Source organism: Brevundimonas sp. R86498 (genome assembly GCF_044598075.1).
In the GTDB taxonomy this organism is placed as follows: Bacteria; Pseudomonadota; Alphaproteobacteria; order Caulobacterales; family Caulobacteraceae; genus Brevundimonas.
Genome location: NZ_CP139004.1, coordinates 2,208,377 through 2,233,733 on the forward strand (window position 1 = coordinate 2,208,377; position 25,357 = coordinate 2,233,733).

The 25,357-nt window shown below is 66.4% G+C and carries 26 protein-coding genes and 1 pseudogene; 18 read left to right on the forward strand and 9 right to left on the reverse strand.

Annotated features, from left to right (window positions below):
* Positions 1-14: 14 nt before the first annotated feature.
* Positions 15-1,490: an O-antigen polymerase gene (locus SJY26_RS10820; protein ID WP_396593046.1), complete on the forward strand. Its 1,476-nt coding sequence runs from the start codon at positions 15-17 to the stop codon at positions 1,488-1,490.
* Positions 1,480-2,331, forward strand: coding sequence for a sulfotransferase domain-containing protein (locus SJY26_RS10825; RefSeq protein WP_396593047.1), 852 nt, complete (start codon positions 1,480-1,482; stop codon positions 2,329-2,331). The genes SJY26_RS10820 and SJY26_RS10825 overlap by 11 nt, the downstream gene beginning before the upstream one ends.
* Here SJY26_RS10825 and SJY26_RS10830 read toward each other — a convergent pair.
* Positions 2,316-3,641: a polysaccharide biosynthesis C-terminal domain-containing protein gene (locus SJY26_RS10830; protein WP_396593048.1), complete on the reverse strand. Its 1,326-nt coding sequence runs from the start codon at positions 3,639-3,641 to the stop codon at positions 2,316-2,318. The two genes, SJY26_RS10825 and SJY26_RS10830, sit on opposite strands and share 16 nt — an antisense overlap.
* A 220-nt stretch (positions 3,642-3,861) precedes the next feature.
* Between SJY26_RS10830 and cysD the strand changes: the two genes are divergently transcribed.
* The 4 genes from cysD to SJY26_RS10850 are packed head-to-tail and all read left to right on the forward strand — an operon-like array spanning position 3,862 to position 8,267.
* Entirely contained in the window at positions 3,862-4,818 is a 957-nt protein-coding gene (gene cysD, locus SJY26_RS10835) for a sulfate adenylyltransferase subunit CysD (RefSeq protein WP_396593049.1), read from the forward strand.
* Positions 4,818-6,725, forward strand: a complete 1,908-nt coding sequence (cysN, locus tag SJY26_RS10840; protein ID WP_396593050.1) for a sulfate adenylyltransferase subunit CysN — start codon at positions 4,818-4,820, stop codon at positions 6,723-6,725. The genes cysD and cysN overlap by 1 nt, the downstream gene beginning before the upstream one ends.
* Entirely contained in the window at positions 6,722-7,456 is a 735-nt protein-coding gene (locus SJY26_RS10845) for a 3'(2'),5'-bisphosphate nucleotidase CysQ (protein ID WP_396593051.1), read from the forward strand. The genes cysN and SJY26_RS10845 overlap by 4 nt, the downstream gene beginning before the upstream one ends.
* A 37-nt stretch (positions 7,457-7,493) precedes the next feature.
* The gene (locus SJY26_RS10850; protein WP_396593052.1) at positions 7,494-8,267 is read left to right on the forward strand and encodes a sulfite exporter TauE/SafE family protein; all 774 of its coding nucleotides are present in this window, start codon (positions 7,494-7,496) and stop codon (positions 8,265-8,267) included.
* Positions 8,268-8,666: 399 nt separating this feature from the next.
* Here the strand turns inward: SJY26_RS10850 and SJY26_RS10855 are convergent, their stop codons facing one another.
* A complete protein-coding gene (locus SJY26_RS10855; protein WP_396593053.1) occupies positions 8,667-9,350 on the reverse strand; it encodes a sugar transferase in 684 nt (227 codons plus the stop codon).
* Between the two features lie 642 nt (positions 9,351-9,992).
* Here SJY26_RS10855 and SJY26_RS10860 point away from each other — a divergent pair.
* Complete coding sequence (locus SJY26_RS10860) at positions 9,993-12,224, forward strand: AGE family epimerase/isomerase (RefSeq protein WP_396593054.1); 2,232 nt, start codon at positions 9,993-9,995, stop codon at positions 12,222-12,224.
* 9 nt (positions 12,225-12,233) lie between these two features.
* Here SJY26_RS10860 and SJY26_RS10865 read toward each other — a convergent pair.
* The 3 genes and pseudogenes from SJY26_RS10865 to SJY26_RS10875 all read right to left on the reverse strand — a co-directional run.
* A pseudogene (locus SJY26_RS10865) lies at positions 12,234-12,374 on the reverse strand (IS5/IS1182 family transposase); the annotation flags it as partial.
* Between the two features lie 5 nt (positions 12,375-12,379).
* Complete coding sequence (locus SJY26_RS10870) at positions 12,380-12,901, reverse strand: hypothetical protein (RefSeq protein ID WP_396593055.1); 522 nt, start codon at positions 12,899-12,901, stop codon at positions 12,380-12,382.
* 5 nt (positions 12,902-12,906) lie between these two features.
* Positions 12,907-13,317 (reverse strand): DUF2141 domain-containing protein, encoded by a 411-nt coding sequence (locus SJY26_RS10875; protein ID WP_396593056.1) that lies wholly within the window; start codon positions 13,315-13,317, stop codon positions 12,907-12,909.
* A gap of 132 nt (positions 13,318-13,449) precedes the next feature.
* On the opposite strand from SJY26_RS10875, the gene proS reads away from it, so the two are divergent.
* The 10 genes from proS (at position 13,450) to SJY26_RS10925 (ending at position 22,756) form a co-directional block, all read left to right on the forward strand.
* On the forward strand, positions 13,450-14,763 hold the full coding sequence (proS, locus tag SJY26_RS10880; RefSeq protein WP_396593057.1) for a proline--tRNA ligase: 1,314 nt from the start codon (positions 13,450-13,452) through the stop codon (positions 14,761-14,763).
* A complete protein-coding gene (locus tag SJY26_RS10885; RefSeq protein WP_396593058.1) occupies positions 14,760-16,061 on the forward strand; it encodes a lipoprotein-releasing ABC transporter permease subunit in 1,302 nt (433 codons plus the stop codon). Before proS ends, SJY26_RS10885 begins: the two co-directional genes overlap by 4 nt.
* Positions 16,054-16,755: an ABC transporter ATP-binding protein gene (locus SJY26_RS10890; RefSeq protein ID WP_396593059.1), complete on the forward strand. Its 702-nt coding sequence runs from the start codon at positions 16,054-16,056 to the stop codon at positions 16,753-16,755. The genes SJY26_RS10885 and SJY26_RS10890 overlap by 8 nt, the downstream gene beginning before the upstream one ends.
* Before the next feature lie 54 nt (positions 16,756-16,809).
* On the forward strand, positions 16,810-17,394 hold the full coding sequence (gene pyrE, locus SJY26_RS10895; RefSeq protein ID WP_396593060.1) for an orotate phosphoribosyltransferase: 585 nt from the start codon (positions 16,810-16,812) through the stop codon (positions 17,392-17,394).
* A complete protein-coding gene (locus SJY26_RS10900) occupies positions 17,391-18,161 on the forward strand; it encodes a pyridoxine 5'-phosphate synthase (protein WP_396593061.1) in 771 nt (256 codons plus the stop codon). The genes pyrE and SJY26_RS10900 overlap by 4 nt, the downstream gene beginning before the upstream one ends.
* Positions 18,158-18,559: a holo-ACP synthase gene (gene acpS, locus SJY26_RS10905; protein ID WP_396593062.1), complete on the forward strand. Its 402-nt coding sequence runs from the start codon at positions 18,158-18,160 to the stop codon at positions 18,557-18,559. Before SJY26_RS10900 ends, acpS begins: the two co-directional genes overlap by 4 nt.
* 277 nt (positions 18,560-18,836) lie before the next feature.
* On the forward strand, positions 18,837-19,733 hold the full coding sequence (lepB, locus tag SJY26_RS10910) for a signal peptidase I (protein ID WP_396595743.1): 897 nt from the start codon (positions 18,837-18,839) through the stop codon (positions 19,731-19,733).
* A complete protein-coding gene (gene rnc, locus SJY26_RS10915; protein ID WP_396593063.1) occupies positions 19,733-20,446 on the forward strand; it encodes a ribonuclease III in 714 nt (237 codons plus the stop codon). The genes lepB and rnc overlap by 1 nt, the downstream gene beginning before the upstream one ends.
* Positions 20,443-21,405 carry a GTPase Era gene (gene era / locus SJY26_RS10920; protein WP_396593064.1) on the forward strand — a complete coding sequence of 321 codons (963 nt, stop codon included), beginning with the start codon at positions 20,443-20,445 and terminating at the stop codon, positions 21,403-21,405. The genes rnc and era overlap by 4 nt, the downstream gene beginning before the upstream one ends.
* A gap of 280 nt (positions 21,406-21,685) precedes the next feature.
* Entirely contained in the window at positions 21,686-22,756 is a 1,071-nt protein-coding gene (locus SJY26_RS10925; RefSeq protein WP_396593065.1) for a serine hydrolase domain-containing protein, read from the forward strand.
* A gap of 43 nt (positions 22,757-22,799) precedes the next feature.
* Here SJY26_RS10925 and SJY26_RS10930 read toward each other — a convergent pair whose 3' ends face one another.
* From SJY26_RS10930 to SJY26_RS10945, 4 genes are read right to left on the reverse strand one after another with little or no spacing between them, the layout of a single operon-like run.
* Entirely contained in the window at positions 22,800-23,231 is a 432-nt protein-coding gene (locus tag SJY26_RS10930) for a VOC family protein (protein WP_396593066.1), read from the reverse strand.
* Positions 23,232-23,245: 14 nt separating this feature from the next.
* Complete coding sequence (locus SJY26_RS10935; protein ID WP_396593067.1) at positions 23,246-23,740, reverse strand: SRPBCC domain-containing protein; 495 nt, start codon at positions 23,738-23,740, stop codon at positions 23,246-23,248.
* Between the two features lie 8 nt (positions 23,741-23,748).
* The gene (locus SJY26_RS10940) at positions 23,749-24,252 is read right to left on the reverse strand and encodes an SRPBCC family protein (protein WP_396593068.1); all 504 of its coding nucleotides are present in this window, start codon (positions 24,250-24,252) and stop codon (positions 23,749-23,751) included.
* Positions 24,236-24,586: an ArsR/SmtB family transcription factor gene (locus SJY26_RS10945; RefSeq protein ID WP_396595744.1), complete on the reverse strand. Its 351-nt coding sequence runs from the start codon at positions 24,584-24,586 to the stop codon at positions 24,236-24,238. Before SJY26_RS10945 ends, SJY26_RS10940 begins: the two co-directional genes overlap by 17 nt.
* Before the next feature lie 130 nt (positions 24,587-24,716).
* Between SJY26_RS10945 and SJY26_RS10950 the strand changes: the two genes are divergently transcribed.
* The gene (locus SJY26_RS10950; RefSeq protein WP_396593069.1) at positions 24,717-25,334 is read left to right on the forward strand and encodes a flavodoxin family protein; all 618 of its coding nucleotides are present in this window, start codon (positions 24,717-24,719) and stop codon (positions 25,332-25,334) included.
* Positions 25,335-25,357: the final 23 nt, after the last annotated feature.

A 25,357-nucleotide genomic window follows, 5' to 3' on the forward strand; every position in this document is an offset into this window, starting at 1 on the left:
CAAGGTATCTTTCAATGAAGAATACGGTAGTCGCAACAAGCATTATCATGACAGCGTACATCGCTGTTATGATGTTCATGCTCGTGCTGCGACCTGATCAACTCTCGATTGATGCGGCCATATATGTGGCCGGATCTTTGATTTCGGGTCTGATTGTGCTCGCTGCGATTTTCTTGGGCAGCAAGACGCTTGATCCTTTTTCACCCTTGGTCGCAATCTTGTTCACGGTCTCTCTAGGTGCAACCCTTCGAGCGCCTTATATGGTCTTTGAACAATCGACTTCAGCGGCCGCTCGATATCAGATGTTGGGCTTCCAGTTCAGTGATGTAGCAGGAGAAGTTGGCTGGTACGTAGTCGGTGTCGCCTTCCTCGTTATTGGTTACTCTGTACGTGTGGGACGTTTCCAACTCGAACGACTCTCTGTATTTCAGGACAAACCTTTGAACCTGAATCGCTTCCTTTTCTGGAGCGCTGTCTTTGTCGGATTGGCCGCAGTTGGTATCGCCTCATACATCGCCGTTCATAACATCAGCCTAGCGGACGGCCTCGCTAGCCTGAGCGGCAAGCGGGCAGTGACGATTGATGGAGGCGAGGGTACGGTCTACGGAGCCGGTTGGCAGACGTTCGTTGGGCAGGTCGCGCGCTATCCTTTTGCGGCCCTGTGTTTGGCTCTGGTCCTAGGGCGGCTTAGGGCGCACTGGCTCTGGATTGCTGCCTGTATCGTCCTCGGCGTTCTCGCTGTGGCCATCCCGATCCTTGGAAACACGAGATCCGGCGTGATGCTTCTGGGCCTCACCCTTGTTATCGCGCTTTATTACTATGGAAAGCTCCGCCTGAGGACGATCCTCATCGTTGCGGTATCAGGCATTTTTGTCATCGGTGTTCTCACAGAACTGCGGGCCCAGAACCAGGGTCGTGCGAATATCCACGGCAATGCCGTTGATGCGGTTCTTGGTTCCGGGAACGGCCTCGACTCCTATCGGACAGCCCTGATTATCGAACTTGCACCAGATCGGGTGGGATTTCAGTACGGGCGGTCGCTTGCAGCCATTGGTTCAGGAGCGATTCCGCGAGCTGTTTGGCCTGACAAGCCGATGGTGTCTATGGGGCCATGGGTCAAGGAGAAGATATTCGGTCACGGGGTCCGTAACAATGGATGGCCGCCCGGCATTATTGCTGAAGGATTTCTGAACTTCAGCTATCCCGGCATCATCCTTCTAACGTTCGTGTATGGAGTGTTCCTCAGATATTACTACGAGTCCCTCAGACCTCTGCGAGGCAGGTCTCTAGTTGGAACGCTGTTCTACGCTTTTACAATTTACCCGCTGTGTTTCACTGCCGTAAGTAATAATGTTTCCCTCGGAATCGTTGCGGCGAGCATTGCGATATTTCCATTCCTTGCCTTCTGCTATCTGGCCTTTGGTGCCTGGGTGAGGGTTCGTCGGCCAATGCCGGTCTTCCGGTACGGGGGTTCACGCGGTGGCGGCTAACTTTGTACAATCGGGCTTTCTGCGCGGCGTTCTGCTTGGCTCGTATCGCGTCTACGCCCAGCTGCAGTTCTGGCGGTCCGGGCCCCGGATCTTTGTTAACTCGCTGCCCAAGGCTGGGACGCACCTCGTCACGGACCAGCTGGGTCGCTTTCCAGATGCCCACAATTCGCGGCTCCATATTCTGACGCGCGATGTGAACCGTCTGACAGATCGGAAGACCCACTCGCTGGACTTTGAGGCGAATGTTCCGGAGTTCGTGAAGCGCGTCCGCACGGTCCGCCCCGGCCAATTCTTCAGCGCCCATTTGCCGTTTGATCCCGCGCTTGGGGCCGCGATGAGGGACGAGGGTCTGCGGTCGATCTTCGTCGCCCGGGACCCTCGCGACATTCTGGTGTCCCAGTTTCACTATGTGGTCGGGCTGAAGCGTCACCATCTGCATCCCCGCATCATGGCCCTGCCCGACGACCTCGCCCGCTACGAGGCGCTGGCGTTCGGTCTGGACGGTTCACCTCCGGTCCTGTCGCTTCGGCAGCGCCTCGACGTTTTCCACGGCTGGCTCAACACGCCCGGTGTCCTCGTCGTCCGGTTCGAGGACCTCGTCGGCGCGCGGGGCGGGGGGGATGAGGCGACCAAGGCGCGGACGCTGACGGCCATCGCCGAACACTGCGGCCTGTCCACCGAGGGGATCGCGGCGCGGGCGGCGACGGCGGCGGGGCCGACGGCGACCCTGCGCAAGGGCAAGGCCAATGCCTGGCGGGGCGAGATCCCCGATGCGGTGGTGGACCGGCTGCACGCCGAATGCGGCGACCTGATCCGCGCCTATGGCTATGCCGTCGACTGAGGCCCGCCCTTCAGGCTGCGGGCGGCGAGGGATGTCTGGACGATCAGGATGACACTGCTGGAGGCGACCGCGGCCCAGGCCGCGCCCATGGCCCCGAAGCGCGGGATCAGGGTCAGGTTGAGCACGACGTTCAGGGCGATGGCGAACAGATTGACCGCCGCATAGGCATGATGGCGATTGGTCATGGTCATCAGGGCCGTGGTGACGATCGACAGGGCCTGCAGCCCCTGCGACACCGCCAGGACCCGGAGGAGGGGGCCGGCGTCCGCATAGGCTGCGCCGAACACCAGCGGCGCGATCCGGTCGGCACCCACTATCAGCACCAGCATCATCGGCCCGACCACGACGGCGGCGACGGCGAGGCCGCCGAGATACAGTTTGCGCAGCCGCCCGGTCTGGCCCCTGGCGTAGGCGGCGCTGAACTCGCGCGACAGGATGGTGTTCAGCAGCACCGGCACGAAGGTCATCAGATAGGTGATGCGGAAGGCGGCGGAGTACAGGCCTGTCGCGGCCGCTCCGGCGAGGGGGGCCAGCATCAGGATGTCGATCCGGTTCAGCATCAGCCGCGCCAGCGCCCCGGTTTGCATGGAGGCCGCGTCGCGCAGCCAGGGGCCGAGGGTTCGGACCGGCTGGGCGGCGGCCGCCTCGGGCGGGACGGCCCGGCTGAAGCGCCAGGCTCCCAGCGCCACGCCACACAGGGAGCCGCAGACCAGGGCCAGGATCGGCTCGCCCGCCGCGCCGAAACCCAGCAGCAGGGCTCCGGCACAGACCGCCAGCGGCGGCAGGACCTCGTCCACCGCCAGCGCCTCCTGCGGGCGGCCGATGGCGATCAGCTGCTGGCGGCGCAGGGTGCGCAGGGCGATGACCGGGGTGACCAGACCGCTCAGCAGCAGGCCCGCGGCCAGCTCGGGATCCAGCCCGCCGTGCCGCGCGAACAGGGCCAGACCGCCTCCGACGATGACGCTGGTGCCCAGGACGATCCAGAGACTGGTGGTCAGCAGCCCCTGCAGCCGGGGCCAGTCCTTCTCGTGCAGGAACTGGGGGATCAGCCGGGTCTGCAGGATCGGCAGGCCCAGGGTCGCCGCCTGGCCGGTCAGGATGCCCATGCCCAAGGCATAGTTGAACACGCCGTATCCGGCGGGCTCCAGCTGGCGTCCGACCAGGATGGCCATGATCAGGGCCAGGATGCGGCTGCCGATGCCGATGCCGAGGCTGCCCGAGAACTTCCGCACCAGACCGGACCCGGCCAGGGTTCTGACCCGCGCGACCAGCCGGCGGACGCGGCCGCCGGCACCGTGTTGAGAATTCAAGCCCGCACCCTGTTTCCTGCGGGCCCCCGCCGCGCGCCTATCGTTTCGCATCTGCACGATCCAGACAAGCGGCCCGGGTCGGATCCCGGCCGGGATCGCAATGAAAAAGCCGGGAAATCGCCGATTTCGCCCCTGTTCTCTTCGCAGCGCAACATTGAAGCCTTGCCCGGCACTCGGGTTGTAGTGTTAGGTCGGCGCGAGGTTGTGGGGACGCTGAATGATGAATGCTGTTGAAGCAAAGGCGCGCGCAGGAGCGGCTCGGGAGGCGGCGTCGCCGGCCCGGCTGACGCATCTGCAGCGGCTGGAGGCCGAGAGCATCCACATCATGCGTGAGGTGGTGTCCGAGACCGAGCGGCCGGTGATGCTGTATTCGGTCGGCAAGGACTCGGCCGTGATGCTGCATCTGGCGCGCAAGGCCTTCTATCCGTCGCCGCCGCCGTTTCCGCTGATGCACGTCGACACGACGTGGAAATTCCGCGCGATGTATGACCTGCGCGAACGGATGGCGGCCGAGCTCGGCATGGAGCTTCTGGTGCACAAGAACCCCGAGGCGGTGAGCCGGGGCATCAATCCGTTCGAGCATGGCTCGGCCCTGCATACGGACATGTGGAAGACCGAGGGTCTGAAACAGGCGCTGAACCTGCATGGCTTCGATGCGGCCTTCGGCGGCGCGCGCCGCGACGAGGAGAAGTCGCGGGCCAAGGAGCGGATCTTCTCGTTCCGCACCGCCGACCATCGCTGGGATCCCAAGAACCAGCGGCCCGAGCTGTGGCGGCTGTACAATACGCGCAAGCGCCCGGGCGAGAGCATCCGGGTGTTCCCGATCTCCAACTGGACCGAGCTGGACATCTGGCAATACATCCATCTGGAAAACATTCCGATCGTGCCGCTGTACTATGCAGCCGAGCGGCCGGTGGTGGAGCGCGACGGCACACTGATCATGGTCGATGACGACCGTTTCCCGCTGCGCGAGGGGGAGACCCCGCAGATGCGCTCGGTGCGGTTCCGCACCCTGGGCTGCTATCCCCTGACCGGGGCGGTGGAGAGCACCGCCGCGACCCTGCCCGAGATCATCCAGGAAATGCTGCTGACCACGACCTCCGAACGCCAGGGCCGGGCCATCGACCACGACCAGTCCGCCTCGATGGAGAAGAAGAAGCAGGAAGGGTATTTCTGATGTCGGCCGCCACCACCTATGAGGCGTCGGACCTCATCGCCCACGACATCGGGGCCTATCTGGACGCCCACCAGCACAAGACCCTGCTGCGGTTCCTGACCTGCGGCAGCGTTGACGACGGCAAGTCGACCCTGATCGGGCGGCTGCTGTACGACGCCAAGACCATCTTCGAGGACCAGATGGCGGCGCTGGAGGCCGACAGCCGCCGGGTGGGCACCCAGGGCGGGGACATCGACTTCGCACTGCTGGTCGACGGCCTGGCCGCCGAGCGGGAGCAGGGCATCACCATCGATGTGGCCTATCGCTTCTTCTCGACAGACCGGCGCAAATTCATCGTCGCCGACACGCCGGGTCACGAACAGTACACCCGCAACATGGTCACCGGGGCATCGACCGCCGACGCGGCGGTCATCCTGATCGACGCCCGCAGGGGTATCCTGACCCAGACGCGGCGGCACTCCTACCTCGTCAGCCTGCTGGGCATCCGCCACGTCATTCTGGCCGTCAACAAGATGGACCTGATGGGCTGGTCCCAGGACGTGTTCGACGAGATCGTGGCCGAATATACGGCCTTTGCCGCGCAGATCGGGATCGAACAGTTCCACGCCGTGCCCTTGTCCGCCCTGCGCGGCGACAACATCATGACGTCCAGCGAGCACTCGCCCTGGTACACGGGCCCGTCGCTGATGACCCTGCTGGAGACCCTGGAGGTCGGCGACGACCTTCAGGCTGATCCCTTCCGGCTGCCGGTGCAGTGGGTCAACCGGCCCGATCTCGACTTCCGCGGCTTTGCCGGCCAGATCGCGTCCGGCGTGGTGCGCCCGGGCGACCCGGTCCGGGTCCTGCCCTCGGGCAAGACCTCGAGCGTGGCCCGGATTGTGACCGCCGACGGGGATCTGGACCTCGCCGTGGCCGGCCAGTCGATCACCCTGACCCTGGCGGACGAGATCGACGTCTCGCGCGGCGATGTCCTCGTCACGGCGGACCGCCCGCCCGAGGTGGCGGACCAGTTCGAGGCCACCGTGGTCTGGATGGACGATGAGGCCCTGCTGCCGGGCCGGCCCTATCTGATGAAGATCGGGGCCAGGCTGCTGGGGGCCACCATCAGCGAGGCCAAGTACAAGGTCGACGTCAACACCCTGGCCCAGCAACCTGCCAAGCGGCTGGAGCAGAACGAGATCGGGGTCTGCACGCTCTCGCTTGAGGGCAATGTGCCGTTCGAGCCGTACGGCGTGAACAAGGATCTCGGCGGCTTCATCCTGATCGACCGGATCTCGAACCGGACCGTCGGGGCGGGCATGCTGCATTTCGCGCTGCGCCGCTCGCACAACATCCACTGGCAGGACCTGTCGGTCGACCGGGTCGCGCGTGCGGGGATGAAGAACCAGCAGGGCCGCGTCATCTGGCTCACCGGTCTGTCGGGTGCCGGCAAGTCGACCATCGCCAACCTGGTCGAGAAGCGGCTTCATGCCGATGGCCGGCACACCTATCTGCTGGACGGGGACAATGTCCGCCACGGTCTGAACCGCGATCTCGGCTTCACCGAGGAGGACCGGGTCGAGAACATCCGCCGCGTCGCCGAAGTCTCGAAGCTCATGCTGGACGCCGGCCTGATCGTGCTGGTGAGCTTCATCTCGCCCTTCCGCGCAGAGCGGCGGATGGCGCGCGACCTTATCGGCGCGGAGGACTTCGTCGAGGTCTATGTGAACACCCCGCTGGCCGTGGCCGAACAGCGCGACGTCAAGGGCCTCTACAAGAAGGCCCGCGCCGGCGAGCTCAAGAATTTTACCGGCATCGACAGCGCCTATGAGCCGCCGGAAGCCGCCGAGATCACGGTCGACACTCTGGCCATGTCGGCCGCGGAGGCCGCGGAAGCGATCGTCGACTGGCTGAGGACGTCGGTATGACCCCGCTCTCGTCTGCGTCGGACGGAATTCTTGCCGAGCGGCTGGCCCTCGAGGCCGGCCGGTTGCTCGTGGCCATCCGCGACACCGGATTGTTCGACGGCAAGGCGCTCGGGAAGGCTGGAGATGCCGTCGCGCATCAATTCCTCGCCCATGCCCTCGCCCTGCATCGTCCAGAAGACGGGTTCCTGTCGGAGGAGGGGGCGGCGGATCCTGCCCGACTCGAGAAGGCCCGCGTCTGGATTGTCGATCCGCTGGACGGGACCCGGGAGTACGGCGAACGTCGTCCCGACTGGGCGGTTCACGTCGCCCTCGCCATCGACGGTATCGCCGTTGTCGGAGCCGTGGCCCAGCCGGATCTGGGCGTGACCTATGGCAATAGTGCCGTCTCGGCGGCGTGTCCCGGGTCCATTCGGATCCTGGTCAGCCGCACCCGCCCGCCGGAGGCGGCCCAGAGGGCGGCCCTGGCGCTCGGGGCAGAGCTTGTCCCCATGGGCTCGGCCGGGGCCAAGGCCATGGCGGTGGTGCGTGGCGAAGCCCATGCCTATGTCCACGCCGGTGGTCAGTTTGAGTGGGATTCCTGCGCGCCGGTTGCCGTCGCGGCGTCGGCCGGGCTGCATGTCTCGCGCCTCGACGGCTCGCCGCTGATCTATAACCGTCAGGATCCCTATCTCCCTGATCTCGTCGTTTGCCGGCCGGAAGTTCGGGATCAGCTGATGGCGGCTCTCGTCTGACCGGCGTCCACGTCTGCATTGCGGTTTCGGAGGCCTGATGGACCCGGATTTCTGGCTGTTTCTGGCGGTGGGCTTTGGGGCACAGCTCGTCGACGGCTGTCTCGGCATGGCCTATGGCGTGGTCAGTACCTCTGCCCTTCTCTCGATGGGCGTGACGCCCGCCGCCGCTTCGGCGAGCGTCCATGCGGCCAAGGTATTCACCGGGGCCGCCTCGGCAGCCTCCCATGTCGCTCACCGGAACGTGGACTGGCGTATGCTGGTCCCGCTTTCGATCGGAGGCGTGGTGGGGGGCTGTCTCGGTACCTACCTGCTGACGTCCGTGAACGGCGAGCTGATCCGGCCGTTCGTCGTGGGCTGGCTCTTCATCATGGGGGTCGTGATTCTCTACCGGGCCTGGCGCAACGCGCGGCCGAAAGGTCTGTCGATCCATGCGCCTGGCCCGCTTGGCTTGATCGGCGGGTTTTTCGATGCCGTCGGTGGGGGAGGCTGGGGGCCCGTCGTGACGTCCACGCTGCTGAGTTCAGGCGAGAACCCGAGAAAGGCGATCGGGACCACCAACTCCGCCGAGCTGTTTGTGGCGATTGCGATTTCCGCCTCCTTCATCACGGCGGTTCTGACCGGGCACTGGCGTTCAACCGAGATGGCGGACCACCTGTGGTCGGTTCTGGGTCTGATCGCCGGGGGTGTCATTGCGGCCCCCATTGCCGGATGGGTGACCAAGGTCCTGCCCATCCGTGTGCTGACATGGATGGTCGGAATCCTGATTGTGGCCCTTGCGATCTGGCAGGGCGTGCAGATCATCTTGTCCTGAGCCGGGACTTCGCGTCAGACGCTGTCCGGCATGTCCGAGTGGTGCCCGGACACAGGCCGGTCCGGATCTTCTGGCTCTTCGGTTCGTGCCGGAAGCGGACTCCGGGAGCGTCCGGGGGGCCTGCGGACCCTCCGGTCGTTGCCCTGGCGACCGGCTTAGCGGTGCAGACGCGCGCGGGACAAACCCGGGAGACCGGGATGCGCGCATTCGATCGAGGATCCGGCGGCCGTGCTTCCGGGATGTCCTGCGACCGGTGGTGTCTGCCAGACCCCAAGAAGGGCCGGGGGCGAAAGTGCTCAGCCCGACGACCGGGCGGAATGTCAAAGGTGAGGATCCCGGCGCTTCAGGGATGACGACAGCGCGCTGCCAGCGGAAGCGGCCTCGTGGTGGCCAAGGATGTCAGTAGGCGTTTGTGCGCGCCACCAGCAGAGGCACCGTCCGGGCGAGGATCACCACGTCGTCGAAGAACGACCAGCCCTTGGCGTAGTCCACGTCCGCCGCAATGCGGCGGGCCATGCAGTCGAGGGTGTGGATCTCGCCGCGGTGGCCCTGGACCTGGGCGAGGCCCGTCAGGCCGGGACGGACGGCGAAGCGCTCGCTATAACCAGGGACAATCGCGCCATAGTGGGCGTCGTGAGCCAAGGCGTGGGGACGAGGGCCGACGAGGGACATGTCGCCCCGGACCACGTTCAACAGCTGGGGCAGTTCGTCCAGGCTGGTGCGACGGATGAAGGCTCCGACGCGGGTCACCCGCATATCGTCCTTGGTCGCATGGGCGATCGCGTCGCCGTCCTCGGTGACGGTCATGCTGCGAAACTTGAAGATGGTGAAGATCTCGCCGTGCCGGCCGGTGCGGCGCTGGCGGAACAGGATCGGCCCCTTGCTTTCAACGGCGACCGCGAGAGCAATGGCGGCGAAGGCCCAGGCGAAGACGAGCAGCACCGCGACGGCGACTGTCACATCGAGAGCGCGCTTTGCCGATTCACAGAACCTGGTGCGGCTGTAACGTGGGAACCAGCCCGAAGCGCGCAGGGTCGAGGACGAGACCGGCGTATCACTGATGGCGTGATAGCTGTCGAACATTCCGCGACCCCTCCAGTCCCCGCCCTTAGGCTTACCGAAACGTAAACCTCAGCCCATGTTGCGGTGCAACCGAAATCGACCCGTGTTCGTCTGTTTGAGTTTGACGGTTACCGTCAGGCCACAGTCTCCCGTATCCCGCGAGCGGATTAACCCCGATCCTTCACGGATCAGAGAGGGCGACAGCATATTGTGTCGGCATGACCGTCGTTGCTCCGTCTTGCACTCCCGCCCGATCCGTGTCCGTCGTGCGTGCGGCGGGACGCCCGGCAGGACGTGGTCCCACGCTGTTGGCGTATGGCCTTGCCGGAGCCGGCTCTCTGGCCGTCTGGGGCCTCATTCTGACCGGATTGGCGCGACTGCTGGGCTGATCACAGCGAGCAGGTGGGATTGATGGCCACAGGCCGCATTCCGCCCGCAGAATGTGTGACGTCCGCGAATGATCTGCCGTTTTCGCAAATGCGAACAGATCACATTGGGTCCCCGTACACGCTGTGCTAGTGGCGACTGACACAGGCGGGGGCCGGGGGCGATGCAGACACCAGACGGGATCGTCAGATCCGACACACCGCGCCTGCGGAGGACGACCCCGTCGGGAGTCAGATGTAACGCACGCCGGCGCTTGTACACCCTGGTCAGATCTCGATGAGGCTCTACCCGGTCATCATGTGCGGTGGGGCAGGGACGCGGCTGTGGCCCTCGTCGCGCCCGGCGCGACCCAAACAGTTCATGCCCCTGACCGGAGACCGGTCGCTGTTCCAGGAGACCGCCCTGCGGGTGGCGGACCTGTGCGACGGCGGGACCCTGGTCGTGGTGGCGGGTGTCTCGCACCGCGAGGCCATAGCTGAACAGCTGGCGGCGTTGGGCCTGAACGCGCAGTTGCTTCTGGAGCCCGAGGCGCGGGACTCCGCCGCAGCCATGGCGGCGGCGGCGGCCTGGACGCTGGCGCATGATCCGGACGCGATCAATGTCTTCGTGGCTTCGGACCATCATATCCCCGACGCCGGTGCCTTCGTCACCGCTGTTCGACACGCCGCGTCTGCTGCCGCCGAGGGCCGGATCGTGACCCTCGGTGTCACGCCGACCGAGCCGGCCTCGGCCTATGGTTATATTGCTCCGTCCGGTACCGGCCTGGCCCGCATCCGCGCCTTCGTCGAAAAGCCGGATCGCGCCACGGCCGCCCGCTATATGGAGCAGGGCTACCTCTGGAACAGCGGCAACTTTATCGCTGCCTCCCGCACCCTGATCGAGGAACTGCAGCGCCATGCGCCCGGGGTGGTGACGGCTGTGCAGGCGGCGCTCGATCAGGCGCGGTCTGTCGGCAGCGGCGGAGCGGGCGAGGGCGGGGTTCTGACCCTCGGTCCGGCGTTCCGTGGTGCCCCCCGGATATCCATCGACTACGCGGTGATGGAAAAGACCGACCGCGCCTCGGTCCTGGCCGTGGACTTCGCCTGGTCTGATCTGGGGGCCTGGGATTCGGTCGCCGCCACGGGGCAGGGCGCCGCGGGCGCTGCCATTCTCGAAGACGCTCCCGGCTGTCTGGTCCGCGCCCCGGACGGGGTAATGGTCGCCGCGCTCGGCGTTCAGGATCTCGCCATCATCGTTGAGGCCGATGCGGTGATGGTCTGCCCGCTGTCGCGCAGCCAGGAGGTCAAGACACTGGTGGAGCGGCTGCGGTCCGTCTCGCCGCGCCATCTCGATTTCGTCAGTCCGGCTCCGGAGGGGCTGGCCGAGGGCGGGCGGCGCTTTGCCGACTGGCTCCGGCTGCGGGCCCTGCCGCTGTGGAGCACCCTGGGCCAGGACGGGGACGGGGCCTTTGCCGAACGGCTGGGACTTGACGGACGTCCCGCCCTGGACCCGCGGCGAGCCCGGGTCCAGGCCCGTCAGATCCATGTCTTTGCCGAGGCGGGCCGGCTCGGCTGGGCCGGGCCCTGGAGCACGGCCTGCCGGAAAGGTCAGGCTTCGCTGGAGGCGAACTTCCTGCGTCCGGATGGACGGATGCGGACGCGGGTCTCGGCCATGGGCGAAGGCCTCGACGAGACGGCCATGCTCTACGATCAGGCCTTTCTGCTGCTGGCGCTCGCGGGGCTCGAGGCGTCGGATCCGACCGCAGGCTGCGAGGCGCGGGCGACCGCTCTTCGCGATGGACTGTTGGCGGAAGCCCCGGCCACGGGCGGGCTGATCGAGGCCGGGTCTCACCCGTGGCAGTCCAACGCCCATATGCATCTGCTGGAGGCCTGTCTGGCCTGGGAGCAGGTCGGGAGCGATCCGGCCTGGCCCGCCCTCGCCGACCGGGTCGTGGACCTCGCGCTGGAGCGGTTCATCGATCCTGACCTCGGTTGCCTGCGGGAGTTCTTCGCCCCGGACTGGAGCCCTGCGCCGGGTGACGACGGCCGACGGGTCGAGCCGGGTCACCAGTTCGAATGGGCCTGGCTGCTGGTGCGACATGCCCGGCTGCGCGGCGACGAGGCCGGCCTCGTCGCCGCCCGTCGGCTTTACGCCTGCGGGCGACGGGGCGTGGACCCCGCGCGCGGTCTGGCCCTCGACGCGCTCGATGAGACGGGCGGGGTGGTCAGCCCGGGGGCGCGTCTGTGGCCCCAGACCGAATGGCTGAAGGCGGCGCTCATCCTGGCGGAGGAGGCCTCGGGGCCGGAGCGCGAGGCCCTGCTGATCGATGCGGCCTCGGCCCTGCGGGCGCTGCACACCTATCTCACGCCCGAAGGTCTCTGGCGCGACAAGGGGCTTGTTGAGGGCGGCTTTGTCGACGAGCCCGCTCCCGCCAGCTCGCTCTATCACATCCTCGGAGCCTTCACCCAACTGGCCGATACAGGGCGCGCCCTCGAACTTGCGGGCCTTGAGGCGCTGACACTGCGCTAGGGGCCGGACTCATTTGGCCCAGTCGTAGACGGTTGCGGCGATGAGCACGCCGGAGAGGGAGTTGGCTGCGGGTTTGTCGTATCGTGTGGCGACCCGGCGATCGTCCTTCAGCCGGGCCGAGAGACGTTCGACGGTGTTGCGCTGGCGATAGCACCCTAGGCAGGCGACGGGCTCGCGCGCCGCCGGCGCAGGAGGCTACGCACGAGCTCGGCCGCGTTCCAGCCCAGAAGCAGGACCAGGAAGACCAGCATGACCACGGCATGGGTCATGCCGATGATCTGACCGCCCTGGCGGCTGACGAGGTCCCGCATGGCGTCGATGCGCAGGAAGACCTCGTTCACCCCGCCGCCGATCAGCAGATAGTAGCTGAGGATCATGCTGGACAGGTGGACGTGTTTCCACACCCCGTGCCGGCGGATCAGCCGGGCGGATCCCCAGCCGGCCGCGATCAGCACGAGGGTCACGATCGCCAGCACATGCGGAAAGAAGAAGCTGCCCACCTGATAGATGCCCAGCGCCGTCAGGTTGAGGACCAGCTGTGAGATGACGAACACCTGGCCGACCTGCCTGTGACGGCCGGTCCCCTTGGGCGTCGCGAAGACATAGGCTCCGGCCGCGAGGGCGATGAAGCAGGCGAGGCTGTGGACCCAGCCGAGCGGGACGAGATCGAGGTTCATGCCGATCAGAGCCCCAGCTGGACAGGGATCATGCCACCTGCAGCGGGAAGGGTGACCGCGGCGTCCCGGAAGGCCGGGGGCCCCATCACGGCCGGCGCATTGCGGCTGTAGCCCCAGGGCTCATTCGGCCGGCCCATCATGCCAAACCCGAGGCGACCATCCGAATTCACATCCTGAAAGGCGGCGACGCCCCAGCGACCGGCCGGCACGTTCTCGAACCGGGCCACGGCGACGCCGTCGCGGGCCTGAACCGTGGCCGTTCGCGCACACCGCATCAGTCCCTCGGCCTCGGAGCACAGCTGGACCAGAACCGGGCCGCCGGGTCGGGCTCCGGTCAGGCGGACCTCGACGGTCCCGGCGACAGCGACGGCGGGCAGGGTGGCGGCGGCAAGGACTGCGAGAAGAAGGCGTGTCATCAGAGTTCTCCTTATGTAAAAGCACTTTGAATGACAAAGCATGAGTCTGGATCTCTGTCAAACCACGGCCATCGCGTTGCCAAGGTTCGCCCGCACGGGCTACAGCAGGGGCCCCCGAACAAGGACCGTTCCATGCGCCTGTCGCGCTATTTCCTGCCGACCCTCAAAGAGGCGCCTTCCGACGCCCAGATCGTCTCGCATCAGCTGATGCTGCGTGCCGGTATGATCAAACAGGAGGCCGCCGGCATCTATGCCTGGCTGCCGCTGGGCCTGCGGGTTCTGAACCGCATCGAACAGATTGTGCGCGAGGAGCAGGAGCGGGCAGGGGCTGTCGAGGTCCTGATGCCGACGCTGCAGCTGGCCGACCTATGGCGCGAGTCAGGGCGTTATGATGCCTATGGGCCGGAGATGCTGCGCATCACCGACCGGCATGAACGCGAGCTTCTGTACGGCCCCACCAACGAGGAGATGATCACCGACATCTTCCGCAGTTTCGTGAAGAGCTACAAGGCGCTGCCGCTGAACCTGTTTCACATCCAGTGGAAGTTCCGCGACGAGCGCCGGCCCCGGTTCGGGGTCATGCGCGGGCGCGAGTTCCTGATGAAGGACGCCTACAGCTTCGACATCGACGAGGCGGCGGCGCGGCGGGCCTACAACCGCATGTTCGTGGCCTATCTGAACACCTTCGCCCGCATGGGGCTGAAGGCCGTGCCGATGCGCGCCGACACCGGCCCGATCGGTGGCGACCTGAGCCATGAGTTCATCGTCCTGGCCGACACCGGCGAGAGCCAGGTCTTCTGTGACCGCCAGCTCGTCGAGATGCCCGCGCCCGGTCCGGACGTGGACTGGAACAATCTCCAGTCAATCGTTGATCAGCGAACCTCACTCTATGCCGCGACCGAGGAAATGCATGACGCCGCCCAGTTCGACAGCCAGACGGCGGAGGCCGACCGGCTGACCGCGCGCGGCATCGAGGTCGGCCACATCTTCTATTTCGGCACCAAGTATTCGGCCCCGATGAAGGCGAAGGTCGCGGGCCCTGACGGTCAGGACACCGAGGTCCATATGGGTTCCTACGGCGTCGGCGTGTCGCGCCTGCTGGGCGCGATCATCGAGGCCAGCCACGACGAGGCCGGGATCATCTGGCCCGACGCCGTAGCCCCGTTCGATGTGGTGGTGATCAATCTGCGCGCCAATGATCCGTCGGTCTGCGAGGCCTGCGAGGCGGCCGTCGCGGCGCTGGAGGCGGCCGGCAAGTCGGTCCTGTATGACGACACCGACGAGCGTCCGGGCGGCAAGTTTGCCACCGCCGACCTGATCGGCATTCCGTGGCAGCTGACCATCGGACCCAAGGGTGTGGCCGAGGGCGTGGTCGAGCTGAAGCGCCGCGCGACCGGCGAGAAATCGACCCTGCCGCTGGACCAGGCCATGGAGCGTATCGGTTGACCGCGACGGCTCCGGGCGTGCCGCCGAAGCCCGCCGGGGCCTTCTCGGCCTGGGAGATCGGTCTGGCGCTCCGCTATCTGCGCGCCAAACGCAAGGAGGGCGGGGTCGCCACCATCGCCATCATCAGCTTCATCGGCATCATGCTGGCCGTCGCCGTGCTGATCAGCGTGATGAGCATCATGTCCGGGTTCCGCAACGAACTGCTGGGCCGGATGCTGTCCTTCAATGGCCACGTCTATATCCAGGGCGAAGTGCTGGGTTCGTTCGATCGGGACGCCGTGATTGACCGTTTGCGAGCCGTCCCGGGCGTGCAGAGCGTGTCGCCCCTGACCGAGTCCCAGGCCCTGATCCGGGCCAGTGGCCAGACGACGGGTGCCTTCATCCGCGGCCTGCGTCCGGAGGATCTGGGCACAATGTCCTATGTCTCATCCAGCATATCCCCCGAGGCCCGTGCCAGCTTCGGCCGCGGGGCTTATGGGGGCGACAACATCCTGATCGGCCAGGCCCTCGCGGACTCACTCGGTCTGCGGGTCGGCGATCCGATTCAGGTCTATTCGCCGACCGGAGCGGACTCTGCCTTCGGCAATCTGGGCGGTCTGGAGAAGACCTATATCGTTGGCGGGACCTACACCTCCGGTGCGGCCGACTACGACCGCGCCTTCATCTTCATGCCGCTCGAGCAGGCCCAGCTGTTCTTCGGCAAGGAGGGCGTCTGGGACCAGATCGAGGTCAAGGTCGCAGACCCTGACCGGGTGGCGGAGTATCTGGAGCCGATCGCCACCGCGGCCGGCCCGGGAGCCTTCGTCCAGGACTGGCGCGATCGTCTTGCCGCCTTCTGGGGCGCGCTGCGGGTCGAGCGGGTTGCCATGAGCATCATCCTGGGACTGGTTGTCGCCATCGCCGCCATGAACATCATCTCCGGCATCGTCATGCTGGTGAAGAACAAGGGCCGCGACATCGCCATCCTGCGCACCATCGGGGCCAGCCCGGCCTCGATCCTGCGGATCTTCTTCATGGCCGGGGCCACCATCGGCGTGGCTGGCACCCTGGCGGGCCTGACGCTCGGGCTGCTGTTCTGCCTGAACATTGGTTCGATCCAGCATTTCCTCGAGGCGATCACCGGGGTCCAGCTGTTCAATGCCGACGTCTATATGCTGGACGCCATCCCGGCCGACGTGGATCCGGTCGATGTCTTCTGGGTCGCGGTCTGGTCGCTGGTCATGAGCTGCGTCGCCAGTCTGCCGCCCTCCTGGTCGGCCAGCCGCATCGATCCGGTTGAGGCCCTGCGTTATGAATAGTCCTGTCCTCAGCCTGCGCGGTGTGACCCGCACCTATACGACCGGCCAGGGCGAATTGACGGTGCTGAAGGGCGTCGATCTGGACATCCAGCCCGGCGAACTGGTCGGCCTGATCGGGCCGTCCGGCTCTGGCAAATCGAGCCTGCTGCACGCCGCCGGCCTGCTGGAACGGCCGACGTCGGGAGAGATCCGGATCGACGGCGAGGATGTCGGGGCGCTCGACGAGCGGGCACGGACCCGGCTGCGACTGCGCAGTGTCGGCTTCGTCTACCAGTTCCACCATCTGCTGCCGGAGTTCGACGCGCGCGACAATGTCGCCCTGCCGATGCGGATCGCCGGCTATCCGGAGGCCGAGGCGCGGACCCGGGCCGAAGCGGCGCTGGCCTCGCTCGGCCTGGCGGAACGCACCCGCCATCAGCCGGCCCAGATGTCGGGCGGCGAACAGCAGCGCGTGGCCCTGGCCCGCGCCCTCGCCAATGGCCCACGGCTGTTGCTGGCCGACGAGCCCACCGGCAATCTGGATCCCGCCACCAGCCAGACCGTGTTCGAGACCCTGCAGAAGCTGGTCAAGGAGACGGGCGTCGCCGCCCTGATCGCCACCCACAATATGGAACTGGCCGGTCATATGGACCGGGTCTTCGCCCTGAAGGACGGTCATCTGGAAGAACGCCCGGCCGAGGGTCGGGAATACTGACGCAGCCGCGTCCGCGCCCTTCACCTGTGGCGCTTGCGGGCCTATGAGCGGCGCATGACCTCAGAAGACGTCCTGAACGAGTTCCGCGCCGCCCACGCCCTGCGTGAGGGGCATTTCGTATTGTCCTCGGGCCTGCACAGCCCGGTCTTCCTGCAGAAGAACCTGGTGTTCATGGACGGGGCCCGCTGCGCCCGTCTGTGCAAGGCGCTCGCGGAAAAGATCGTCGCGACCGTCGGGCCTGTCGATGTGGCCATCTCCCCGGCCGTCGGGGGGATCATCCCGGGCTATGAGACGGCGAAACATCTCAAGGTGCGGTCGATGTACGTCGAGCGCGAGGGCGGGGCGTTCAAACTGCGTCGTGGCTTCCACATCGAACCGGGCGAAAAGGTCGTCATGGTCGAGGACATTGTCACGACCGGCCTGTCCAGCCGCGAGTGCATCGCGGCCATCCGCGAGGCGGGCGGGGACGTGGTCGCCGCGGCCTGCATCGTCGACCGGTCCGGCGGCCGCGCCGATGTGGGCGTGCCGTTAGTGGCCTTGGCGACGCTGGATGTCCCGGCTTATCCGGCCGATGCCCTGCCGCCCGAACTGGCGGCCCTTCCGGTCGAGGATCCAGGCAGCCGGCGGCTGGCGAAATGATCCCGTCCCGCATCCGGCTCGGGGTCAATATCGACCATGTGGCGACGGTCCGGAACGCGCGCGGCGGCGCGTCGCCGGATCCGGTCCGGGCGGCGCGTGAGGCCCTGGCGGCCGGGGCTGACGGCATCACCGCCCATCTGCGTGAGGACCGCCGCCACATCTCGGACGCGGATCTGGTGGGCCTTTCGGCCCTGCTGCGCGAACAGTCCCAGCCGTTGAACCTCGAGATGGCGGTCACCCAGGAGATGCTGGACATCGCGCTCAGCCATCGCCCGCACGCGGTCTGTCTGGTGCCCGAGAAGCGCGAGGAGCGCACGACCGAGGGCGGGCTGGATGTTGCGGGTGGGCATAACTGGATCACGCCCGTCGTGGCGAGGCTGAATGACGCCGGCTCGCGCGTGTCGCTGTTCATCGGGGCCGATCCTGCCCAGATCGACGCGGCCCATCGTTCCGGGGCCGCTGTGGTCGAGCTGCACACCGGGGCGTATTGCGACGCCGTGCGTGAGGGCGACACCGACCGGGCCGAGGCGGAGCTGGAGGCCTTGCGTGCCGGTGCCGCGCGGGCCGCCGGTCTCGGGCTGGAAGTCCATGCCGGGCACGGGATCGACTACGACACGGTCGCGGCCGTCGCCGCGATTCCCGAGGTGATGGAGTTGAACATTGGCCACTTCCTGATCGGCGAGGCCATTTTCGTCGGGCTGGGCCCGGCCATCGCCCGGATGCGCGGCCTGATGGACGCGGCCCGGGGGCTGGAGCCGGCTTCGTGATTCTCGGGGTCGGGGCTGACCTGACGGACATCCGGCGCATCCAGGCCTCGCTCGACCAATTCGGTGACCGGTTCCGCAACCGGTGCTTCACCGAGCTCGAACGGACCCGCTCGGAGCGCAAGCCCGACGCGGCCTGGAGCTATGCCAAACGGTTTGCGGCCAAGGAAGCCTGCGCCAAGGCGCTGGGTACCGGGATGCGACGGGATGTCTACTGGAAGGACATGGGGGTGGTGAATCTGCCGTCCGGCCAGCCGACCCTGGCCCTGACCGGGCCGGCCGCAGCGCATCTGGCGCGCCTGACACCGCCGGGCCACACCGCCCGGATTCACCTCACCCTGTCGGACGAACACCCCTACGCACTCGCCTTCGTGGTGATCGAAGCCTTGCCGATGGCGTAATCGGGATATACCCGTGCGACGAAGAGACCGCAGCGAGCGGCCGGGGACAGGCTTTCACACGATGAGCGAAGAGCAAAAGCGCGACCTCGCGGCCGACGGGGCCGAACCGGCGACCGATCTGCCGCCTCCGGCCGGGTCTGATGAGACCGTATCGGGTGCCGGCGAGGTCGATGCTGCCGAAGTCGCTTTTGCGGAGTCCGAAGCGGGCGTTCCGGTTTCCCCGGAGGCCGATCCCGAGCCGGTGTCCGGGCCGGCAGCCTCGCGTCCCGAGGCCGTCATGATCCCCGCAACCGCAGCGGCAACCGCCGTGGAGGCCCCGCGTCCGATCTGGAGCGATGCGGGCGATGCGCCTTTCGACGATCGCAAGGAAAAGGTCCCCGGTCCGGCCCGTGTGCGGGTCAAGGACGACGATGACGGCGATGACAGCGGTGCCTCGGCAGCCAGTGAAACGCTGGAAATCGTCAAGACGATCGTGGTGGCCCTGGCCATCGCCTTCGTGCTGCGGGTGCTGCTGTTCCAGCCCTTCACCATCCCGTCGGCCTCGATGGAGCCGAACCTCCTGGAGGGCGACTATATCGTCGTGTCCAAATGGGCCTACGGCTATTCGAAGTTCTCGTCTGGCCTTCCGGTCAACCTGCCGCTCGGCGAGGACCGGGTGTTCGGCCGCGCGCCCGCCCGCGGCGACGTCGTGGTGTTCAAACTGCCGCGGGACGACAAGACCGACTACATCAAACGTGTGATCGGCCTGCCGGGCGACCGGATCCAGATGATCAACAATGTGCTGCACATCAACGGCGCGCCGGTCGAGGACGTCGTCGTCAGCCGGGGCGAGATCGCTGATGTGTTCGGACCCCGCGCCATGACGCAATCGCGCGAGACCCTGCCGGGCGGCCGCACCTTCACCATCCAGGACTTCGGACCGGGCGGCGATCTGGACGACACCCCGGTCTATGAGGTGCCGGTCGGCCACTACTTCATGATGGGCGACAACCGCGATAACTCCATCGACAGCCGTGTCGAACAGTCCTCCGGCGTCGGTCTGGTGCCGGACGAGAATCTGGTCGGCAAGGCCGAGATCATCATGTTCTCGTGGGAGCCGGGGGCCTCGCTGTTCAATCCGGTCAGCTGGTTCGCCAATATCCGGCCCAGCCGCTTCTTCCGCGTTCTCGACTGATGGCGAATGTCCGGGCCGAAGCGGTGGCCGTGCTGGTCCATCGCCTTGGCCACGATTTCCGCGACCCCGCCCTGCTGGAGCGGGCGCTGACCCATTCCAGCGTGGGGGAGGGGGCCGACAAGGCCGCTGGCAAGCCCGCGCGACACAACGAACGGCTGGAGTTCCTCGGCGACCGGGTGCTTGGTCTGCTGGTGGCCCAGCGCCTGCACAAGGACTTCCCGGCAGCGGATGAGGGCGAATTGTCGTCGCGCCTGCATGCTTTGGTCGACAAACACGCCTGCGGCCGCGTCGGTGAGCGTCTCAGGGTCGGCGACGCCTTGCGGCTTTCCCCCGGCGAGACCAAGACCGGCGGCCGTCGCAAGGAAGGCGTGGTCGCTGATGCCGTTGAGGCCCTGCTGGCGGCGGTCTTCCTCGATGCCGGACTGGACGCCGCCCGCGTGGTCTTTGATCGCGCCTGGGCCGAGGAGCTGGCGGCCCCGGCACCCCGCGCCCTGAACAATCCCAAGTCCGCCCTGCAGGAATGGGCCCAGGGCCTTGGCCTGCCCCTGCCGACCTATCGCGTCGTGGGCCAGACCGGCTCCGACCATGCCCCGACCTTCACGGTCGAGGTCTCCATCGACGGCGTCGAACCCTTGACCGCTCCGGGACGTTCGCGTCAGGACGCGGAAAAGGCGGCGGCGACCGCCATGCTCAAACGTGAAGGCGTGATTTGACCGAACCCCAAAATTCTGGCGTGGGGCATCCCCGCGCGGGCTTTGCCGCCATCATCGGTGCGCCCAACGCCGGCAAGTCCACGCTGGTCAACCGGCTGACGGGATCCAAGGTGTCGATCGTGACCCAGAAGGTGCAGACGACGCGCTTTCCCGTGCGCGGCATTGCCATGGAGGGCGAGGCCCAGATCGTTCTGGTCGACACCCCCGGCATCTTCACCCCGCGCCGCCGTCTGGACCGCGCCATGGTCGCCTCGGCCTGGGGCGGGGCCCAGGATGCGGATGTTGTCGTTCACCTCGTCGATGCCGCCTCCCACATCGCCTCCGAAGGCAAGCAGGGTGAGGCCGCCGATCGCCGCTCGGCCGAGGACACCGAGACCATCATCGCCAACCTGAAGTCCACCGGGACCCAGGTCATCCTGGCGCTGAACAAGATCGACGGCATGCGCCGCGACACCCTGCTGGCCCTGTCCCACGCCCTGTTCGAGACCGGCGTCTATTCCGAGGTCTACATGATCTCCGCCCTTTCGGGTGACGGAGTCGACGACCTGAAGCAGCGTCTGGCCCGGTCGATGCCCGAGGGGCACTGGCTCTATCCCGAGGACCAGTCGGCCGATGTGCCGATCCGTGTGCTGGCGGCCGAGATCACCCGCGAGAAGGTCTATCTGCGCGTCCACGAGGAACTGCCCTATTCGGCGGCGGTCGAGACCACGGCCTTCGACGAGAAGGCCGACGGTTCGGCCCGCATCGAACAGACCATCTATGTTGAGCGGGAGAGCCAGCGGCCCATCGTTCTGGGCAAGGGCGGCCAGACCCTGAAGTGGATTGGCCAGAAGTCGCGCGAGGAACTGATCGAGCTTCTGGACCGGCCGGTCCACCTGTTCCTGACCGTCAAGGTGGATCCGAAATGGCAGGATAGCCGGGCCCTCTATGCCCAGTTCGGCCTCGATTTCGACGTCTAGGTTCCGGTCCCGGGCGGCGGGCTGTCACATCCCCGTGTGAACGCGGGATAATCCACGGATGGCGGTCGGGCCGGGGATGACGAATCCGCAAATGTGACTACCAAGCGGGATGTTTCACGTTCCGCGTACCGCCGGGAATCATCCCCGGCTTGTTATCAGTCTCGTCGCCGCTGTCGTCCTGATTGGCGGTGCGGGTCTTGCCGCGGCCCTCAGCAGTCGCCCCGAACCTTCGGCGTCGTCCCTTGATCATCCGCTGGCACCGCGCGCACCGGCTGTCGTCGTGGAGGCCTTGCCGCAGCTGGCCGAACGCCTGGGCCGCGAGGGAGAGGCCGGCCGGTTCATGGGGGCTGTGCTGGTGGCGCGGGGTGACGAGATCCTGTTTCGTCAGGCCTATGGCGTTGCCGATGTGGCGACGGGCGCACCGCTGACCGTCAGTTCGCGCTTCCGCCTCGCCTCGATCTCCAAGCAGTTCACGGCCGCCGCGATCCTGAAACTGCAGGACGACGGCAAGCTGAGCATTGGTGATCCGGTCTGCCGCTGGATCCAGCCCTGTCCCGAGGCCTGGGCACCGCTGAAGATCCACCATCTGATCAGCCACACCTCGGGAATCCCGGACCTGATGGCCAGACCCGCCTGGGGTCTGCGGCGGGTCACCCCTGCCACGCTTCACGAGCTGACCGAGGACTCAAAGCTGTATCGGCTGTCCTTCGTGCCGGGCGACAAGGTTCGCTACAACAATGCGGGGTTCAACCTGGCCGCAGACATTGTCGAGAAGGCCAGCGGCATGCCGTTCGGGGCCTATCTCCAGACGGCCTTGTTCCAGCCGCTGGGCATGGCCGACACCGGGCTTGAGGAGGCGGCCGACCACGGCATCGTGACGGGCCATGCGAACTTTCCGGCGGGGCTGACGGCCCAGCGGGATCCGAATGTGTCCATCGTGGCCGGTGCCGGAGCCCTGTATTCGACGCTGGACGACATGCTGGTCTGGCAAAGGGCGCTGCACGGCGGGCGTGTTCTGTCGCCCTACAGCTACGCCCAGATGATCATGGATCATTCCCCGGCCGATCAGCCCAATGAACGGGGCGGACGGCCGCATCGCGACTGGGGCTATGGCCTGATGGCCAACCGGCTGGGGCAGAGGGTTACGCCCGGCTTCCAGGACTATGAAATCTATCACACCGGCAGCTGGTCAGGCTTTCGCAACCTTGCGACCTGGCAGCCCGAGGCCCGCGTGGCCGTCATTGTCCTGTCGAACAACTACCACCAGCAGCCGCAGGTCCTGCTGATCTCGCAGCAGGCCATGGCCGAGGCGCTGGGGCACGCCTTTCCGACCGGGTTGGACCGGAACTGATCCGGCCACTCGCCGCCAGCAATGACCCGCCTCGAGGTCCGTATCATCTGGCGGGCGGGGGTGCCGAGACGTTGATCATCCAGGGCACACCAAACTTGTCCGTGAAGCCGCCGAAGCCGGGTGACCAGAAGCTCTCGGCAAAGGGCATCCGGATCTCGCCGCCTTCGGACAGGGCCTCGAACAGACGACGGCCCTCTTCCACGGTTTCGGTGTGGAGCGTGACGTCGAAACCGTCCCTGGGCTTGTGCATGTCCGGGGCATAGTCCGGGTGCATGTCTGACCCCATCAGCGCCTGATCCCCGACCTGCAGCCAGCAGTGCATCAACCAGTCGCGGATCTGATCCGGGACGGGCATCACCGGCGGAGCCTCCCCATAGGTCAGGGCGAACGTGATCTCGCCGCCCAGTGCCCTGGCGTAGAATTCGAAGGCTTCGCGGCAGGTGCCGGGAAAGCTCAGGCTGGTCACGATCTTCATGGCCGTCGTCCTGTTCAGGTGTTGCGCTCGAGCAGCCAGACGTCCAGCCGGCCGAAGGTTGAGGTCCAGCCGTAGGTGTGACCCTCGAGGCTGCGTTCGGATTTCAGGCCCTCATGGATGAAGACCATGCGGGTGCGGCCGTCCGGGAGTTCGTGCAGCACGACCGTCACCAGTGTGTCGGCCGGCGGACCGTCCTCATGGCTCTCGTCCCATCGGAAGGTGAAGACCAGACGCTCCGGCTCCACCACCTCGCGGTACATGCCGCCCTGCCACAGCACCTCATCAGTCGTCCCCGAACCGAGACAGGCGCGCCAGAGGCCACCGACCCGCAGGTCGTTGGTCCCCGACAGCATCGGCCACTCGACGGGCCCCATCCAGTGAACCCGCATCTCCGGACGGGTCCATGCCGCCCAGACGAGGGCGCGCGGGGCATCGAAGATCCGCTCCATCTCCAGCCGGTGTGGCAGCAGCGTGGGCAGAGCGGGCAGGGTCGTGTCGATCAGGCTCATGTCGGGGGTCACAGTGTCCTGAGCAGTTCGGCCAGTTGATCGGCAGCCGCCCCCCAGCCCTGATGGAAGCCCATCTCCTCATGCTGCTTCATGGTGTCGGCGTTCCAGTGTCGGGCGATGGCGACATAGTCGGTGCCGCCATCCCCGGTCGGAGTCAGGGTGACCTCGGTGACCATGAAGGGCAGGCCGGTCGGCTTCCAGCCGGGTGCGAAGGCGTCCGTCGTGATCCACTTCCGGCCGGGAACGACCTCGAGAAAGACGCCTGTCCCGGGCATGACCTCGCCGTCGGGCCCGTTCATCACCGTGTTGAACACGCCCCCGGGACGGGGGTCGATGGTCGCCTCCGACACCCGCCAGGGTTTGGGGCAGAACCATTGTTTCAGCAGGTCCGGGGTTATCCACGCCTGCCAGATCTTCTCCGGTGGCGCGTCAAAGTGACGTCGCAGTTCCAGGTCGAAGCCTGCGGGTTCGCCCGGCGTATGGCAGGGGTTGGCATCAGTGTCCTGGACCACGGGGGTCTCCTTTCTGGATTTTCTTCAGGTAGGCATCAAGGCGATCGAAGCTGGAATCCCAGTAGCGCCGATAGTGCTCCAGCCACTCTGCGACCCCCTTGAGACCTGCCGGCTCAAGCCGGGCGGGCCGCCACTGCGCCTCTTTCCCTCGCGTAATGAGGCCTGCGTTTTCCAGAACTTTCAGATGTTTGGAGACAGCAGGTAAACTCATGTCGAAGGGTTTGGCCAGGTCGCCGACGCTGGCTTCGCCCTCGCACAGACGCGCCAGGATCGCCCGACGGGTCGGGTCGGCGAGGGCGGCAAACTTGATGGACAGGGGATCGGGGGTCGTCATGATCGCATTCGTATTTAACGTTTGGGTTTTATACGAGAGGTCGGGATCGGTTGTCAACCAGATGGTTATATAAGGGATGGAACGCGGGTGGAGCGGACTTCGTTGGAGAGACCTGCCACCGGAGAGTCCCATGCGCGCCGTCGTTCTTAACTGCACCCTCAAGCCTTCACCGGCGACATCCAGCACCGAGGCCCTGGCCCGTGTCGTGATGGCCGAGCTGGAGAAGGGCGGCACCGAGGTTGACCTGATCCGGCTGGTGGACCTGAACATCAAACCCGGCGTCAGCGCCGACGAGGGCGAGGGCGACGACTGGCCCGCCGTCGATCAGAAGCTCCAGGCCGCCGACATCGTCATCTTCGCGACTCCGACCTGGCTGGGCCAGATGTCGAGCGTGGCCCTTCGGGCCCTCGAACGCCTCGACGCCTGGTTCTCGGAGACGGACGACACCGGACGGCCGATTGCCTTCGGCAAGGTGGCCGGTGTCGTGGTCACCGGCAATGAGGACGGGGCGCACAACATCGTCGCCACCATCTGCCAGGGCCTTATCGACATGGGCTTCACCATCCCAGGACAGTCGTGGACCTACTGGCACCTCGGGCCAGGCCCCGGGCCCGACTACGTCGAGACGGATCAGGGCCATGACTATTCCGATCGGGTGGGTCGCAACGCGGCCCGCAACCTGATTGCGGTCGCCCGGGCAATTGCCTCCGAAACCTATCCGGTTCCGGAAAGCGCCGAAGAGGGGTAGCAAGGCGGGATCACTAGGGGGAG